Origin of the sequence: Acetobacter cibinongensis, from assembly GCF_000963925.1 — a bacterium.
Taxonomy (GTDB): Bacteria; Pseudomonadota; Alphaproteobacteria; order Acetobacterales; family Acetobacteraceae; genus Acetobacter; species Acetobacter cibinongensis.
Genome location: NZ_BAMV01000017.1, coordinates 210,562 through 228,227, shown reverse-complemented (window position 1 = coordinate 228,227; position 17,666 = coordinate 210,562). Strand labels below are relative to the sequence as shown.

The window sequence follows — 17,666 nt, the reverse complement described above, 5'->3', positions numbered from 1 at the left end:
GTTGCTTTTACGGTTTGAGCCTGTATGGTGCCGTGTATGACCTCCGTTCTGTTCACGTCAGACCTACCGCACGGCGCCGTTACGGCGCAGGCGGGCGGCGTGAGCCTGCGTCTTCCCCTCCTCCTCCTTCGACTAATCTGCCCCTGAGCGATCGAGGCGGCCTCGTGCTGTCGCGCTTAGGGGATGAATGAAGTTGATTTTTCGCATTCGTGCGGGAGCAGGGCGTGCGTCACCGCATGCTGAAACCAGACAAGACAGATTCCAAGGACAGTCCTTTCATGTCAGCCACCCATACCATTACCCATCCTTCCTTTGGTCAGATGAGCGCAGATCGGGTCATTATTTTTGACACCACCCTGCGTGACGGGGAGCAGTCCCCCGGCTTCTCCATGAACCTTGCTGAAAAGCTGCGCATGGCAGAAGCCCTGGCCGCGCTGGGTGTGGACGTTATTGAGGCTGGTTTTCCCGTAGCCTCCAAGGGCGATTTTGAATCCGTCAGCCAGATTGCCCGTAACACAAAAGGGGCTGTTATCTGCGCTCTGGCCCGTACTGGTGGACCGAAAGATATTATTGCTGCGGGTGAAGCTCTGGCCTCGGCTGAACGCAAGCGAATCCACAACTTCATTTCCACCTCCCCGCTGCACATGAAATACAAACTGCGGATGGAGCCAGAGACCGTTCTGGACCTGATTACGACTGGCAACACGGCAGCCCGCAACCTGACTGATGACGTGGAATGGTCTGCCGAAGATGGCTCCCGCACAGACCCGGACTTCCTGTGCCGGTGTGTTGAGGCCGCCATCAAGGCTGGTGCCAACACCATCAATATTCCCGATACGGTAGGCTATGCCACACCAGAAGACATGGAACGGATTTTTGCCATGCTGCTGGAGCGCGTACCTGGAGCAGAGAAAGTTATTTTCTCCGCACATAATCATAACGATCTGGGGCTGGGCGTTGCCAACACGCTGGCATCCGTCCGCGGCGGGGCCCGCCAGATTGAATGTACCATCAACGGTATTGGCGAACGCGCAGGCAATGCCGCTCTGGAAGAAATTGTCATGGCCATCCGTACCCGCCATGACCAGTACCCCTTCACCACCGGCATTCACACACCCAGCCTGCTGAAAGTGTCCCGCATGCTGGCGACTATCACCAGCTTTGACGTTCAGCCCAACAAAGCCATTGTGGGCCGCAATGCTTTTGCCCATGAAAGCGGTATCCATCAGGATGGTGTGCTGAAAAACGCCGCGACCTATGAGATCATGACACCGGAAAGCGTAGGCTGGAGCCGGTCTTCTCTGGTCATGGGCAAACATTCCGGCCGTGCCGCCTTCCGCGACAAGCTGAAAGCACTGGGTTATGGCGAGCTGGAAGACAGCAAGCTGAATGATGCCTTCTCCCGCTTCAAGGATCTGGCTGACCGCAAAAAGGTTGTGTACGACGAAGACATTGTCGCGCTGGTCGATGATGAAGTGCGCGACCACGACCGTATTCGCTTTGAAAGCCTCAGCCTGTCTTCCCGCTCCGGCAAACCGTCTGAGGTGGAACTGGCCTTGCAGGTTGATGGCAAGACGGTTGCAGCCCAGTCTTCCGGCAATGGCCCGGTCGATGCCGCCTTTAATGCCCTGCGCGTTGCCTTCCCGCATGAAGCCCGTCTGGCCCTGTTCTCCGTTGGTGCTGTGACCGAAGGGACGGATGCACAGGCCCTCACAACCGTGCGGTTGGAAGAAGAAGGCAAACTTGTTGATGGTCAGGGCGCGGATGCTGACACTGTGGTGTCCGCCGTGCGCGCTTATGTGCATGCCCTCAACAAGCTGCTGGTCAAGCGTGACCGTGCGGAACCAGAAGCCCTGACGGCTTAATTCCCGCTTACCCTCCAAAGGGCGTGGTATCATTCTGCCGCGCCTTTGGAGCCTAAACTGGGCAGGCTGCCATCTTTCCGCCCTGTTTGTTGAGGAAAGGTCTTGTGCCGCAGGTTGCGGGTCGTTAATGCCTGCCCCACATACACCAACACGATCGACCCAAGTTACGTCCTGTTTGGCTTGCGCTTGGCCTGATCGTACTGTGCCGCCTTTCTCTCAAGCCAGGAGTCCTGGATGTTTTCTCGTCTACTCGGTCTCATGTCTGCTGACATGGCAATTGACCTGGGTACTGCCAATACCCTCGTCTATGTCAAAGGACGCGGCATTGTTCTCAATGAGCCGTCCGTGGTGGCCATTGCCGATGTGCGAGGTAAAAAACAGCTTCTTGCCGTAGGTGAGGAAGCAAAATTGATGGTGGGCCGTACCCCCGGCAATATCACCGCCATCCGCCCCATGCGGGACGGCGTTATTGCGGATTTTGATGTCGCGGAAGAAATGATCAAGCATTTCATTCGCAAGGTTCATAACCGCCGTGCTTTTACCAGCCCCCAGATTATTGTGTGCGTGCCCTCCGGCTCAACCGCCGTTGAGCGCCGCGCCATTCAGGAAAGTGCTGAAAGTGCTGGCGCACGCCGGGTCTTCCTGATTGAGGAACCCATGGCTGCTGCCATCGGTGCTGGCCTGCCTGTTACAGAGCCATCCGGCAGCATGATTGTTGATATCGGTGGTGGCACGACCGAGGTTGCCGTTATCTCTCTTGGTGGCATTGTCTATGCACGCTCTGTGCGTGTGGGCGGTGACAAGATGGATGAGGCCATTATCTCCTACATCCGCCGTGCCCATAACCTGCTGATTGGTGAAAGCTCTGCCGAGCGCATCAAGATCAAACTCGGCTCCGCCATGATGCCGGATGACCCGGAAGACCACGGCCCGTGGCTGGACGTCAAAGGGCGTGACCTGATTAACGGGGTCCCGCGGGAAGTGCAGGTGTCTCAGGCTCAGATCGCGGAAAGCCTGCTTGAGCCTGTCAGCCAGATTGTTGACGCCGTTACCACGGCCCTTGAAAACACACCGCCAGAACTGGCCGCTGATATTGTGGACAAGGGCATTGTGCTGACAGGCGGCGGCGCGTTGCTGTACCGCCTGAGCGATGTGCTGCGCCTTGCCACTGGCCTGCCTGTTGTTGTGGGGGAAGACGCTCTGTCCTGCGTGGCACTTGGTACCGGCCGCGCACTGGAAGAAATGAAGCGGCTGCGCAACATCCTGACCACAATGTATTAAACCCTCGTCAAAACATATCGTTTACAGACTTCGCAACTCCTGCGCCTTGCTGCCTGCTACGGAAGGGCGATCATCCCGTCAGCCTGACTGACAGAAAGGACATATCACAGGTCATGTGGGGTAAGAGCATCCATACCCTGAGCGCTTACGGTGCGGCACCCCTCCTGCCGCCCAAGGCTTTGTGCGCGTGATTCCTGTCTCCATTCAGCTCCGTCAGGCTCTCGGCAAACTTGTTCTGCCCCTTCTGGTCCTGCTTTCTCTGGCTATTCTTATTGCCGGTCAGGCAAACCGTAAGCTGGCAGACAGGGCCCGGATGTACACGACCGATATCCTGTCCCCTTTCTGGTCTTTGGTGAGCATTGGGCAGGAACGCGCAGTTGCCATTACCCATAACCTGCAAGAGGCCGGGCAGCTGGCGCAGGAAAATGCACGCCTGAAAGCAGAAAACGAAAATCTGCGCCGGTGGTATGATGTTGCCGTCTCCCTCACGCGGGAAAACGATTCCCTCAAAACCGCATTGCACTGGATTCCCGAGCCTGCCCCCGCCTTTGTAACCGGGCGCGTTGTGGCAGACAGTGGCGGTATTTATACGCGCGCCGTGTTGCTGGTCGCGGGCACGGATAGCGGTGTGCAGGTTGGCAACATAGCCCTTGCTGCAAATGGTCTGGCTGGCCGTGTAACGGAAACGGGGACCCATTCCGCGCGTATTCTGCTTATTACCGATATCGCCAGCCGCCTGCCCGTTATGCTGGAGGCCAGTCAGGCTCCGGCCATCATGGTAGGGGACAACTCCCCCATGCCGCGCCTGATGTATTATGCGCAGGATACCCGCCCGGTTGAGGGGGAACGTGTTGTCACCAGTGATCAGGCAGGCGCGTTCCCGGCCGGTCTGCCGATTGGCACGGTCCATTACGTTGCCGAAGGGCGGCCTGTTGTGGCTCCTTTTGCGCAACTGGACCATTTGTCCCTGTTGCGTGTTTTCAACTTCGGACGGTCACAGGTTGAACCACCGGACGCACCGGGCCATGTGCCTCTCGCCCCGCCACACAAATCCCTTGATCTGCCATTCAAAAACCTGCTGGGGCAGGAATGAGGAGGAGCCTGAGCCATGATGCCTGACCCCTCCATGCGGGCATGGGAGCCTGAAATTCAGCCACGCCAGACGATCTGGCATCGGCTGGACCATGGTGCGCGCCGGTTGCTGCCCACCCTGTTCTGTGCGCTGGTTATTGTGGTGCTTTCGGCCCCCCTGCCTATACCCGGCATTGCAGAACTTATGCCCGCCATTGTCCTGACCACCGTATTTTTCTGGTCGTTCTGGCGGCCAACCGGCATGCCCAGCCTTGCTGTATTTTTACTGGGCCTGTTTATGGACCTTGTCGGGTTTACCCCGCTTGGGGTCAGCGCCCTGTTATTGCTGCTTGTGCATGGCGTGGGGCTCTATGCCCGCTTTGGCCTGATGCGGCTGCCTTTTCTGCTGGTGTGGGGCGTATTTTCGCTTGTTGCGCTGGCAGCCTGCCTGCTGCAATGGGGGCTGGCCTGCCTGTTCAGGCTCACGTTTATGGACCTGCCTCCAGCGTTATTTGAGGCCTTCCTGTGTATTGGTCTCTATCCCCCTCTTTCGGCCCTGTTTTCATCGATCCTGAACCGGCTGGACGACAAGGAAGACGCCTGATGCGCCGGGGAGACGTGCCATGCGGCTGAAGCGGCGCAAGCGCGAAAACCAGCGCCTCATGCCTATCAAGAACCAGAAAGACCCGGCACAGGGTGTCTTTACCCGCCGTGCCCTTTTGCTGATGGCTGTTCAGACTGGCGCGTTGGGCACTCTGGCCCACAAGCTTTATACGCTTCAGGTCAAGGATGGTGACCGCTACGCCCGCATGGCGGCCAGCAACCGCATGAGCAAACGCTATCTGGCCCCGCCACGTGGCCGGATTGTGGATCGCTACGGGGTGCCCTTGGCCAATAACAAGGAAAACTGGCGCGCTCTGCTCATGCCGGAAGAAACAACGGATGTTGCAGGCACCATAGAGCGCTTTTCCACCATGATACCGCTGGATGACCGCGACCGCGCCCGTATTGCGCGGGAAATGCGCCACCAGCGGCGCTTTGTACCGGTCATGCTCCGGGACTTCCTGTCTTGGGATGAGATGGCGCGTATTGAACTGAACGCTCCCTCCCTCCCCGGTGTGCTCATTGATGTGGGCACACGGCGCGTCTACCCGGAAGGGGAGTTGCTGGCGCATATTGTGGGCTATGTCGCCCCACCAAACGAAAAGGACGTGGCCCGCTCTGCATTGCTCGCCTTGCCCGGTATGCGGGTGGGACGGGCTGGTATTGAGCAGAGTCAGGACGAAAAACTGCGCGGCACCGCTGGCTCGGTCGAAATGGAGGTGAACGCCATCGGCCGTGTCATGTCCGAACTGAACCGTGAGGAAGGCGCCGCGGGGGCAGAAATTGGCCTGACCATAGACCGTGGCCTGCAACAGAAGGTTCTGAACCGTATTGCAGACCAAACGGCCTCCGCCGTTGTGATGGACTGCCGGAATGGTGAGGTGCTGGCCATGGTCAGCACGCCCTCCTTTGACCCGTCCCTCTTTGATAGTGGTGTAAGCCACGCTCAGTGGGTGGAGTGGACAAACAACGAACGCACGCCCCTTATCAATAAAACCGTGGCCGGTGTTTATCCGCCCGGCTCCACCTTCAAGCCTGCCGTGGCTATGGCGGGGCTGCAATCCGGCCTATTTTCCCCTTCCGACCGTGTGTTCTGCCCCGGCCATCTGGATGTGGGCGGCACGCGCTTTCACTGCTGGTCACGCTGGGGGCATGGGTCGGTAGACCTGCACCAGGCGCTCAAATATTCCTGTGACGTCTATTTTTACGAAATGGCCCGCCGCGTTGGCATGGACCGTATTGCGGAAACCGCCCATCAGTTCGGGCTGGGAACACAGCTTGATATTGAGCTGCCCCATATTCGCTCCGGCCTTATTCCCACCCCCGCATGGCGGCAGGCCCACCACCACCACTGGAACGGGGGTGACACAATTGTCAGCGGTATCGGGCAGGGGTTTGTGCAGGTGACCCCCCTGCAACTGGCGACCTATACCTCCCGGCTGGCAACGGGGCGCGCGGTACAGCCGCATCTGGTACGCGCCCTCAATCGGGACATCGGGCCACAGGCTACGCCAGACCACTGGCCTGCACTGGACATGCCTGCCAAATATCTGGAAGCCCTCCGGTCAGGCATGTTTGCTGTGGTCAATGAACCGCACGGTACAGCCCCCAAGGCCAAGCTGAACCTGCCTAACATCACCATGGCCGGGAAAACCGGCTCCGCGCAGGTGCGGCGCGTCTCCCGCGCCATGCGGGAAAGCGGGCACTTCAACTCCGCCAACCTGCCGTGGGAATATAGGCCGCACGCGCTGTTCATCTGTTTTGCGCCCTACGAAAACCCACAATATGCGGTGTCTGTAGTTATTGAGCACGGTAACACGGGGGCAGATGCAGCAGCCCCTCTGGCGCGGGACATCATGATTGATACCCTGCAACGTGACCCTGCAAACCGTACAACCCCTGCGCCAGACCCCATACCGGCCCCCTCACCCGATGCCGCGCCCCCTCCTGCATCCGGGCCTGCACCCGCTGCGACGTCGGGAGAAGGGGATGTTCCCCCGGATACGGAATAGCCAATGAAGTTTCACAAACGCCTTTTGCGGGATGAACCCAGCTTCCGGTTATTGTCCAAACTCTGGCGCATCAGTTGGCTATATGTCCTGCTTATCTGTGCGCTGGCCGGTGTAGGGTATGTCACGCTGTATTCCGCTGCGGGCGGGGCACCTTATCCTTTTGCGGCACCGCAGGCAGCACGCTTTGCCGTGGGCCTGGTGCTCATGATAACCGTAGCCATGCTTCCCCCGAAAATACTGGTCCGGGGGGCCTGGCCGCTCTATTTTGTCTCCATCATCCTGCTGGTTGCCGTTTTGCACATGGGGCATACCGGCAAAGGTGCAGAGCGCTGGCTGATGATAGGCGGCCTACAGGTTCAGCCTTCTGAATATGCCAAAGTGGCGCTTGTTCTGGCGCTGGCATCCTGGTTTTACCGCATCAATTACCGCCGCATGGGCAACCCGCTCTGGCTTATTCCCCCTGCCTTTATGGTGCTACTGCCTGTGGTACTGGTTCTTAAGGAACCTAACCTGGGAACAGCCACCATTATTGGCGGCATTGGTGCAACGCTGTTTTTTGCAGCAGGAATGCGGCTCTGGCAGATCATACTCCTGCTGCTGCCTGTCCCGTATCTGGCCAAATTTGCCTACACGCATCTGCACGATTACCAGCGTGCGCGTATCACCACCTTCCTGAACCCGGAAAGTGACCCGCTGGGGGCTGGCTACAATATTATCCAGTCCAAAATTGCGCTCGGATCAGGCGGCATGTGGGGGCAGGGTTACCTGCATGGCTCTCAGGGGCAGCTCAACTTCCTACCGGAAAAACAGACCGACTTCATTTTCACCATGTTGGCGGAAGAATGGGGGTTTGCGGGCGCTATTGCTGTTATCGGGTTACTGCTGCTGCTTATTCTGGGTGGTATGGTCATGGCCATCCGAAGCCGCAACCGCTTTGGGCGGCTGGTCGCACTGGGCATCAGCATGAACTTCTTTCTGTATTGTCTGGTTAATCTCTCCATGGTCATGGGGGCCATTCCCGTAGGGGGCGTGCCGCTGCCATTGGTCTCCTATGGGGGATCTGCCATGCTGAACGTTATGCTGGGGTTTGGTCTGCTTCTCTCCACATGGGTTCATCGTGATTCCCGTTTCGGAGAAATTAACGAAGAAGATACCCAGTAACCTCCTGAACAACCATGCAAGCAAGGCGTTGTTTTACCCACGCGCTATACAGCAATACTATTTTGGCCAATAATAGGATGGTAAAGGGTGCAACACTTTTTTGAACCTACCTGCCCTTTACGGTCGGGGACCATGCAAGTGGTCTTTTAACGAATAACAAGAACCAGAGCCGGAAATCTGATCACCCCATGTCCCAAGACCTCTCAGCTTCGCCCACCTCATCTTCTCTCCACATCAGGAGCGCTCTGATTGGTACTCTGGCGGCAACAGCAGGCCTGATGTCCGGGCTGGATATCGGGGTAATTTCTGGCGCACTGGACTTCGTGGCGAAGGACTTCAATGCGTCCACCATGGCGCAGGAATGGATTGTCAGCGCCATGATGGCCGGGGCGGCCATAGGAGCCGTCACCGCAGGCTGGCTCTCACGGGTTACGGGCCGCAAATGGTCGCTTGTGCTTGGTGGCCTTATTTTCATTTTAGGTTCACTTGGCTGCGCCTTGGCGTGGTCTGTCGCCAGCATGATCATGGGCCGGGCACTGATGGGGCTTGCCATTGGTGTCGCAGCTTTTACCTCCCCGCTCTATCTGTCTGAAATTGCCAGCGAGAAAACGCGTGGAGCCATGATCTCCACCTATCAGCTCATGATTACCGTGGGTATTTTTCTGGCTTTTCTGAGTGACACGCTGTTCAGCTATCATGGGCAATGGCGCTGGATGTTTGGGGTAATCACTATCCCCGGTGTGCTGTTTGTTATCGGTGTGGTGTTTCTGCCTTACAGCCCCCGTTGGCTGATGATGCGTGGCCGGAGGGAGGAAGCCTTTAATGTCCTGTCCTACCTGCGCCCCAAGTCACACGATACACACGGGGAAATTGAGGCCATTGAAGCCCAGCTTCAGCAGCGTCAGGGCGGCTTTGCCCTGCTGCGCTCAAACCCTAACTTTCGGCGGTCCATTATGCTGGGCATCCTGTTGCAGGTCATGCAGCAGTTTGCCGGTATTAACGTGGTTATGTATTACGCCCCCAAAATTTTTGCGCTGGCCGGTTTTGTTGGGGCAGCACAGCTCTGGTGCACAGCCATTGTCGGGTTTGTGAATGTGCTGGCCACTATTGCGGCCGTTGGGCTGGTGGACCGTTGGGGCCGCAAACCCATCCTGTATTGCGGCTTTGCCACCATGACAGCCGCACTGGCGGCGCTGGCATGGCTTAACTACACCGGCATGGAAACGCAAACGGCCAAATTCCTGTGTGTCGGGCTTATCATTGTCTTTATTGCCGCACATGCCATGTCTGCTGGCCCACTCATGTGGGTGCTCTGCTCTGAAATCCAGCCCATCAAAGGGCGGGATCTGGGCATTACCATCTCCACCCTGACCAACTGGATTTCCAACATGGTTGTGGGTGCCTCCTTCCTGAGTGTGCTGGGCTGGCTTGGGGGTGCCAACACATTCGGGCTTATGGCGGTGCTCAATGCCGTGTTCTTTGCACTGACATTCCTGTTTGTTCCCGAGACACGGGGGGCCTCTCTGGAGCGTATTGAGCAGAACCTGATGGCCGGTAAAAAACTGCGCGATATCGGGCAATAAACCGCCCCTCGCCTCTCCTTTTCCCTTTTTGATACAGCCTTGGGGCCAGAGCGCCGTGCTTGTTAAAAGCACGGCGCTCTGGCGTGTCTTCTCTTGACTTATGTCAAAAGCGCTCTTAGCTTGCCTCGGAAAAGGTAACAAACAGTACTGTTTTTATTCTTTCCCCCCATAACGCTTTTCGTGCGCACTGGCTTTCTGTTCGTTCTCTCCCCGAGGCCGTAGGGCCCGACCCGTCTAACAGAATGCCCGAGCGCATTTTTTTGTGTTGTTTTTCAAAAAACAGGATTTGCCAGAGTGACAACGCACCGCTTTCCCCTACGTCCGCTTCTGGCATCAGCTGTGGCTATGCTGGCTTTCGCAGGGTGCGAACGTAAAAATGACCAACATCAGATGCCGCCCCAGAGCGTTGGTGTATTAACCCTCCGTACACAGCCGGTTGTTATCCATACCAGCCTGCCGGGCCGCACGGACGCTTTTGAAATTGCGCAGGTTCGCCCACAGGTGACCGGGGTTATTGAAAAACGTCTGTTCAAGGAAGGGTCTGACGTAACAGTCGGGCAGCAGCTTTATCAGATTGATGCCTCCCGTTATCAGGCCGCGTATGACACGGCACGCGGCCAACTGGCCGAAGCCGAGGCTGGGGAAGTTACGGCGCGCGCCAAGCTGGAACGCTACCGCTCCCTAGTGAAAGAACACGCCGTCAGCAAACAGGAATATGATGATGCTGTCGCCGCTGAAAAGCAGGCACAGGGTCAGATTCTTAGCGCCAAAGGTCAGGTGGAGAGCGCACAGGTCAATCTGGGCTACACAAAAATGTATGCCCCTATTTCCGGCAGAATCAGCCGTACCCTGGTTACGGTCGGCGCGTTGGTGACCGCAAACCAGACAGATAATACGGCCATCATCACACGCCTTGACCCTATTTATGTGGACGTCAACCTGCCCGCCATTACGTTGCTCCGCCTCAAGCGGGAACTGGCTGAAGGCCGTATTGAGCGCCAGCCGGATGGTGAAGTGCCCGTCACCCTGACACTGGAAGACGGCTCAGGCTATGAGCACAAAGGCCACATGGCCTTATCGGAAGTGAATGTTGATACGTCAACGGCCTCTGTCATTGTCCGTGCCATCATGCCCAACCCGGACAAGCTGCTGCTGCCCGGCATGTATGTGCATGCAGAACTTGAAGAAGGCACTGACCCCAACAGCCTTCTGGTGCCTCAGGAAGCTGTAACCCACAACACCCATGGTGATGCGGAAGTATGGGTTGTCAAACCTGACGACACGGTAGAACGCCGCCAGATCCAGACCGGCGCTGCCTTTGGCACCAACTGGCTGGTAACGAGCGGCCTTAAAGCCGGTGAGCGCATTGTCGTGGTAGGCCTGCAAAAGGTCACACCGGGAGCCAAGGTCAAGCCGCAGGAAATTTCTGCCACAGCCACACCTGACGCCCCAGCCAGCCAGAACAAAGGGCAGTAAGACCCATGTCTCTGTCACGCTTCTTTATTGATAGGCCCATCTTTGCATGGGTTATCAGCCTTATCATCATGCTGATCGGTGGCCTGTCCATCTTCCGTCTGCCTATTGCGCAGTATCCCAGCATTGCTCCGCCACAGATCGCCATTTCCGTGACGTATCCGGGCGCATCCGCCAATACGGTGAACGACACCGTGGTACGCCCCATTCTGCAACAGATGTTCGGGCTGGATCACCTCGAATACATCTCCTCGCAGTCTTACGCCTCTGGCCAAATGGAAATTGACCTCACCTTTGCGCAGGGGACCAACCCTGACATTGCGCAGGTGCAGGTACAGAACAAACTCCAGCTTGCTCAGCCCAAACTCCCAACGGAAGTTACCGCGCAGGGTCTGAGCATCACCAAGGCCGTCAAGAACTTCATGATGGTTCTGGGGTTCATTTCAACCGATGGCAGCATGAGTGGTGCTGACATTGCGGACTATGTGGCCTCCAACATCTCTGATCCCCTCAGCCGCGTTACCGGCGTGGGCGACCACACATTGTTCGGTGCCGAATACGCCATGCGTATCTGGATGGACCCTGCAAAACTGTTCAGCTACGGCCTGACGGTCAAGGATGTTCAGGCGGCCATCCAGACCCAGAACATTCAGGTCTCATCAGGTGAACTGGGCGGCCTGCCTGCCGCAAAAGGCATCCAGCTTGATGCCACCATTATTGGCCCGACCCGCCTGAAAGACCCCGAGCAGTTCCGCAGTATTCTGCTTAAGGTGCAGCCTGATGGGTCACAGGTCCGTATTGGCGATATCGGTAAGGTTGAGCTGGGCCCACAAACCTACAATACCAACTCTTTCTACAACAACATGCCCGCGTCCGGCATGGCGCTGAAGCTTGCCCCCGGTGCCAACCAGCTTGCTACAGAATCTGCCGTGCGCGCCCAGATGAAAGAGCTTGAGAAGTTCTTCCCGCCGGGGCTGAAAACCGTCTATCCGCTGGATACAGAGCCTTTCATTACCCTGTCTATTGAAGACGTTGTCGTGACCCTGCTGGAAGCCATTGCGCTTGTGTTTGTGGTCATGCTCATCTTCCTGCAGAACTTCCGGGCCACCCTTATTCCCACCATTGCCGTGCCTGTGGTGCTGCTTGGTACATTCGGGCTGCTGAACATACTGGGCTACTCCATCAATACCCTGACCATGCTGGCCATGGTGCTGGCCGTAGGTCTGCTAGTGGACGATGCCATTGTTGTGGTGGAAAACGTGGAACGTGTGATGTCGGAGAAAAACCTTTCTCCGGTTGAAGCCTCCCGCGTCTCCATGGATGAAATTTCCGGCGCACTGGTCGGCATTGTGCTGGTGCTCAGTGCAGTGTTCCTGCCTATGGCAGCCTTCTCCGGCTCCGTTGGCGTGATTTACCGCCAGTTCTCCATCACCATTGTTGCCGCCATGTGGTTGTCGGTGCTGGTGGCTATGGTGCTCACACCTGCCCTGTGCGCCACCATGCTCAAACCCGGCACGCATGAGAAAGATACCGGCCTTGCCGGCTGGTTCAACCGTAACTTCCACAAGCTTACCAATGGTTACCTGCGAGGGGTCAATTTCCTTGTCAGCCGTATGGTGGTGTCCTTCATCGGGTTTGCCATCATTACCGGTCTGGCCGTGTTCCTGTTCATGAAGCTGCCGGGCGGCTTCCTGCCGGATGAAGACCAGGGGCTGATTTTTGGGCAGGTCACCATGCCACCCAATACGCCTATGGAAAAAACGGCGCAGATGAACCACGAAATCACGGATTACATCCTCAAGACCGAGGGTAATCTGGTTGAATCCGTGTATGCCATGAACGGCTTTAACTTCGCCGGTCAGGGACAGAGTGCAGGGGCATTCTTTATCCGTCTGAAAGACTGGAAATTCCGCACCAAGTCTTCAGAAACCTCTGCGGCCATTGCCAACCGCATCATGATGCACTTCTGGTTCAACCCAAAGGCGCAGATCTTTGCCATCAACCCGCCTGCCGTGCTGGAACTGGGTAACGCAACGGGTTTTGACCTTGAGCTGGAAGATCGTGGCCATCTTGGTCATGCCAAACTGCTTGAAGCCCGTAATATGGTGCTTGGCCTCGCCTCCAAGGATCACCGCCTGATGGCTGTGCGCCCGAATGGTATGGAAGATGCCTCCCAGTACTCTCTGGACATTGACCGTGAAAAAGCCAACGCCCTTGGCATCACCATTGATGATATCAACAACACCATTGAAGGTGCTTTGGGGTCCATTTACGTCAACCAGTTTACGCGGGATGACCGTGTAAAGCAGGTTTACATTCAGGGTATTCCGGAAGGCCGTATGCTGCCGCAGGACCTGAACAAATGGTATATCCGCAACGCCATGAACACCCTGACCCCCATGAACGCCTTTGTCAGCGGCCACTGGATCATGGGGCCGCAGAAGGTGGAAGACTATAACGGCCTGAACTCCTTTGAAATTCTGGGCCAGCCAGCGCCGGGTTACAGTTCTGGGGACTCCATTGCAGCCATCAAGGCTATTCTGGAAAAACTGCCCACCGGCATAGGGTATGAATGGACCGGCCTGTCTTTTGAACAGCTTGCCTCTGGCTCCGCCACCGGCCCGCTTTATGCTCTGGCAGCTATTGTTATTCTGCTCTGCCTGGCGGCTCTGTATGAAAGCTGGGCCATTCCGTTTGCCGTTATTCTGGTGGTGCCTCTGGGTGTTCTGGGCGCCATTGCGGCAACGCTCTTACGGGGCATGGCTAACGACGTGTATTTTCAGGTGGGTCTGCTCACCACGGTTGGTCTGGCAGTCAAAAACGCCATTCTGATTGTGGAGTTCGCCAAAGCCGGATTTGAACGCGGCGAAAGCCTTGAAGAAGCTGTGCAGACAGCAGCGCGTGAGCGTCTTCGCCCCATTCTTATGACCTCCATTGCCTTTGTGGTTGGTGTGTTTCCGTTGGCCATTGCGTCTGGTGCCGGGTCTGCGTCCCGCATTGCCATTGGCACTGCCGTGGTTGGTGGGATGGCAACAGCAACCCTTCTGGCTGTCTATTTTGTGCCGGTCTTCTTTATCGCGGTGCTGCGTCTGTTCCGGGTCAAACGCCTTAGCGAACGTCAGGAACAAGCAGCCCCCGTCCAGACCCTCCATGAAAGCAAATAAGAGTATGCCAGCTTTCACGCCTTTTTCCCGCACACTCCGCTTCCGTGCAGTTTCCCTGGCTTTGGCTGGGGGGCTGCTCTCGGGGTGTACCATGATTCCGCATTACAACCGGCCAGCGCCACCACTGGCAAAAACATGGCCTGCCTACCCCGGCACGGGTAACCCCCGTATGCAACAGGCAGCTTATGATATCGGCTGGAGCGACTTCTTTACCGATGCTCGCCTGAAGGCCCTTATTGCCATTGCTATTCGTGAAAACCGTGACCTTCGGGTTGCCGCAGCCAACATTGCGGAAGCTCAGGGCCAGTACGATGTGCAACATGCGGGCCTGTTCCCGACCATTTCTGCCACAGGCGGCCCCATTTATCAGGCGCCAGCCAGTGCATCCGGCCTTAGCTTTGCACCTGGGCTGGAACAAAACAGAAGTGATGCGGCGTTTGGTGGCGGCCGCGTTTTCAAATACTACCAAGGTGGAATTGGCTTTTCGTCCTACGAAATTGACCTGTTTGGCCGCATCCGCAGTCTGACCCGTGAGTCTGCTGAAACGGCTTTGTCAAAGGAAGCCAACCTGCGCAGCCTGCTTATCAGCATTGTCTCTCAGGTTGCCACCGCTTACGTCACCTGGCTGGGCGACAAGGAAGCGCTGGATCTTGCAAACAGCACCTTGGAAACGCAGGAAGCCACCCTGCGTATGACCCAGCAGAAATATGACCACGGGGAAGCCAACCTGCTGACCGTGCGTCAGGCCGAAACACAGGTACGCCAAAGCGCTGCCTTGCGGGCCGATTCCCGCCGCAAGCTGGCACAGGACGAAAACCTGATAACCCTGCTTATTGGGGCACCTATTCCGGACACCCTGCCCGCTCCGCAGCCGTTAGGGCAGCAGACCATTCTGGCAGACCTGCCCGCAGGTGTGCCTTCTGACCTGCTCAACCGTCGTCCGGATATTGTGGCAGCAGAGCATGACCTGCTGGCAGCACAGGCTGATATTGGGGCAGCACGGGCAGCCTTCTTCCCTCGTCTGACCCTGACCGCGAATGATGGCGTCTCCAGCCTTCAGTTTCATAAGCTGTTTACGTCCGCCGCAACCACATGGGGCCTGAACCCCAGCCTGCAAATACCGCTCTGGACCTGGGGCATGAACAGCGGCAACCTCAAGGCATCCAAAGCGCGGCGTGATGGTAAAATTGCGTCTTATGAAAAAACTGTTCAGTCTGCTTTCCGCGAAGTGGCGGATGCGCTTGCTGCGCGTGAGGCCTATCTGGATGAGAAAAAGCAGGTGGATGAGCTTGTCACATCCTCTCAGGATGCCTTCCGTCTGGCCAAGATGCGCTATGATGCGGGAACGGATTCTTACCTGACCACTCTGGATTCCCAGCGTTCTTACCTGCAATCCCGCCAGATACAGATTATGGTGGATGTCTCCAACTATCAAAACCTGATCACGATTTATCGTGCTCTGGGCGGCGGATGGAAAGAGCATACTCTCCCACCACAATCTCCGGTGAATGTTGCCCAGCACCCTATGTCTCAAACACGCTAAACAGAGAAAGAGGCACCCCTTGGCATATAAGCCTTTGGGTGCCTCTCTCTTTATGCTGCTGTGCTAGCCTGCCAACAGCTTGTGCATGACGCACCTTACCCCTGGAAGAAACCCAAAAGCCGCTTCTTCCCGAAGAATATCCAGTAAAAAACCATCCTGCTGTGTAGGCACGGTTTTGACGAACCCCAGCTTTTCATAAAACGGCCTATTCCATGGCACGCTCTCAAAGGTTGTGAGGGTCATACGCCTGTAATGGCGGGTTAGGGCCTGCGTGCAGGCTTCTAGCATCAGCGCGGTTCCCAGCCCTTGGCCCTGAGCAACCTGTGCCACAAAGAGCTCCAGAATATGCAACGTGTCTCCGTGCGTCTCTGCACAGAGAAACCCCCACAGCCTCTGCGCTGCATCAACAACAACCCAACTGTTCTGTTTGGCAAGGCAATCGCTATGCTCTTCTACAGAAATAGCCGCAGGCTCCTGAGCCAGAAAAGCCAGATCAGGATGTGCCTTGAAACTTTGTGCTGCTGAACATTCAAGGTCAGGGAGCTGGCCTACGTCCTCCTGCCGCGTTGCACGAATAGTAAAGGGCGGATGAGGCATAGCATCACGCAGCATAGGGTCTCCCAATAAAAAAAGGCTGCCACAAGGACAGCCTTTTTAACGAAAAAGTCTCTTACTTCTTGGTAGCAACCGGAGCCGGGGAAAGCTTGAGCACCCAAAGCTGGGCAATATCATGCGTTCCGTTGTCCCCTTCAACCGCTTTAAGCGTTGTAATGGCGTCTGCCTTCTTACCAGCCTGCATTTGAGCCAGACCGTAATGCAGAGAAGCCAGGTTAGGGTCATTAACCCCTTTCGCAATGGCTTTCTGCATAAGGTCCAAGCCCTTATCAGCCTGACCGAACATGACGTAGTTATAGCCAACGTTCAGCAGGTCATCGCCTGTTTTGGCCTGAAGTGCCTTAGCTTCATCCGCAGCGATAGACGCTTTTTTGTCAGCAACGGCTTTTTCTACCAGTGCTTTCAAACGTGCCTGACGCGGTGCTTCCGCACCCTGCCCCAGCACTTTCGCCTCGTACCCTTTATTCATCAGGTCGAGTGCCAACTGCGGCAGGCCTGTTTGCACAGCAATCTCGGTCATGTCCATGAAGTCACGGACCTGAGACACATTCCCGGCTGCCAGACGGATGCGGTACACATCAAGCTGAAGTGTTGGCGGAATTTTGGCATTCACAATCAGCTCATGCAGTAGCAGGTCCCAATACTCCTTTTTGGGGTAGTAGGTTGCCAGCATGACGTAAGCATGGGTGCTTGCCGTAGAATCTTTCTGTGCAGTTGCACTGGCCGCCAGCATCTGAAGCTGTGCTTCTGTAGGTGCCTTTTTGGCTTTGACCTCAGCAGCAATCTGCGCTTTCAAAACGCGGATTGTGTTGGGGTAATCCTTTTGCAGATAGTAAGACTGCGCCAGCAGCGTATCCATTGTGGGGTTAGGGCCCACTTCATGTTGGTAACGCTCAATCGCTTTAACCGCACGCGGGTAATCCTTGGCGGTGTAGGCCATGGTCGCTTCGGACATCAGCATCTGCTGTTTGGTCGCTTTGGGCGTGCGGGGAGAAGCAATCAGCTTATCATATGCAGCGCTTGCAGCACTAACATCGCCTGCCTGTGTTGCCACGGCAGCACGCATCTGTGTGACGGTGTAGGAGTCGTAGTCGGTCTTGCCTTTTACGGCATCTGCTTCATCCACCGCGGCCATGGCTTTGGTGTAATTATGTGCAGCCAGAGCGCTCTGGGCCTGCTGCAACGCTTTACCCACTTCCAGCTTCAGCGTGTCTTCTGCGTGGGCCATGGGTTGGGCAAATGCGAATGCCGCAGTGGCAAACAGCGAGATGCGTAAAAGATGGGAAGACATAAAC

At 56.6% G+C, this 17,666-nt stretch carries 12 protein-coding genes; 10 read left to right on the top strand and 2 right to left on the bottom strand.

The window, feature by feature from the left end; genetic code table 11:
- The first annotated feature begins 278 nt into the window (after positions 1-278).
- The 10 genes from Abci_RS10255 to Abci_RS10210 all read left to right on the top strand — a co-directional run bounded on the left by Abci_RS10255 (position 279) and on the right by Abci_RS10210 (position 15,756).
- Positions 279-1,865, top strand: a complete 1,587-nt coding sequence (locus Abci_RS10255; protein ID WP_048839169.1) for a 2-isopropylmalate synthase — start codon at positions 279-281, stop codon at positions 1,863-1,865.
- Between the two features lie 234 nt (positions 1,866-2,099).
- Positions 2,100-3,146, top strand: coding sequence for a rod shape-determining protein (locus Abci_RS10250; RefSeq protein WP_048839034.1), 1,047 nt, complete (start codon positions 2,100-2,102; stop codon positions 3,144-3,146).
- Positions 3,147-3,333: 187 nt separating this feature from the next.
- Complete coding sequence (mreC, locus tag Abci_RS10245) at positions 3,334-4,239, top strand: rod shape-determining protein MreC (protein WP_048839168.1); 906 nt, start codon at positions 3,334-3,336, stop codon at positions 4,237-4,239.
- 15 nt (positions 4,240-4,254) lie between these two features.
- Entirely contained in the window at positions 4,255-4,821 is a 567-nt protein-coding gene (locus Abci_RS10240) for a rod shape-determining protein MreD (RefSeq protein ID WP_240554597.1), read from the top strand.
- A 19-nt stretch (positions 4,822-4,840) separates the two neighbouring features.
- Positions 4,841-6,832 (top strand): penicillin-binding protein 2, encoded by a 1,992-nt coding sequence (gene mrdA / locus Abci_RS10235; RefSeq protein WP_048839033.1) that lies wholly within the window; start codon positions 4,841-4,843, stop codon positions 6,830-6,832.
- A gap of 3 nt (positions 6,833-6,835) precedes the next feature.
- A complete protein-coding gene (gene rodA / locus Abci_RS10230; RefSeq protein ID WP_048839032.1) occupies positions 6,836-7,993 on the top strand; it encodes a rod shape-determining protein RodA in 1,158 nt (385 codons plus the stop codon).
- Positions 7,994-8,181: 188 nt separating this feature from the next.
- Complete coding sequence (locus tag Abci_RS10225; RefSeq protein ID WP_048839031.1) at positions 8,182-9,576, top strand: sugar porter family MFS transporter; 1,395 nt, start codon at positions 8,182-8,184, stop codon at positions 9,574-9,576.
- 345 nt (positions 9,577-9,921) lie between these two features.
- Entirely contained in the window at positions 9,922-11,052 is a 1,131-nt protein-coding gene (locus Abci_RS10220) for an efflux RND transporter periplasmic adaptor subunit (RefSeq protein WP_048839166.1), read from the top strand.
- Positions 11,053-11,057: 5 nt separating this feature from the next.
- Positions 11,058-14,213, top strand: coding sequence for an efflux RND transporter permease subunit (locus Abci_RS10215; protein WP_048839030.1), 3,156 nt, complete (start codon positions 11,058-11,060; stop codon positions 14,211-14,213).
- Positions 14,214-14,217: 4 nt separating this feature from the next.
- On the top strand, positions 14,218-15,756 hold the full coding sequence (locus tag Abci_RS10210) for an efflux transporter outer membrane subunit (RefSeq protein ID WP_048839165.1): 1,539 nt from the start codon (positions 14,218-14,220) through the stop codon (positions 15,754-15,756).
- 63 nt (positions 15,757-15,819) lie between these two features.
- On the opposite strand, the gene Abci_RS10205 is transcribed toward Abci_RS10210, so the two are convergent.
- Both Abci_RS10205 and Abci_RS10200 read right to left on the bottom strand, forming a co-directional pair.
- Positions 15,820-16,368: a GNAT family N-acetyltransferase gene (locus tag Abci_RS10205; RefSeq protein ID WP_048839029.1), complete on the bottom strand. Its 549-nt coding sequence runs from the start codon at positions 16,366-16,368 to the stop codon at positions 15,820-15,822.
- 58 nt (positions 16,369-16,426) lie between these two features.
- Positions 16,427-17,662, bottom strand: a complete 1,236-nt coding sequence (locus Abci_RS10200) for a tetratricopeptide repeat protein (protein ID WP_048839028.1) — start codon at positions 17,660-17,662, stop codon at positions 16,427-16,429.
- Positions 17,663-17,666 lie beyond the last annotated feature (4 nt).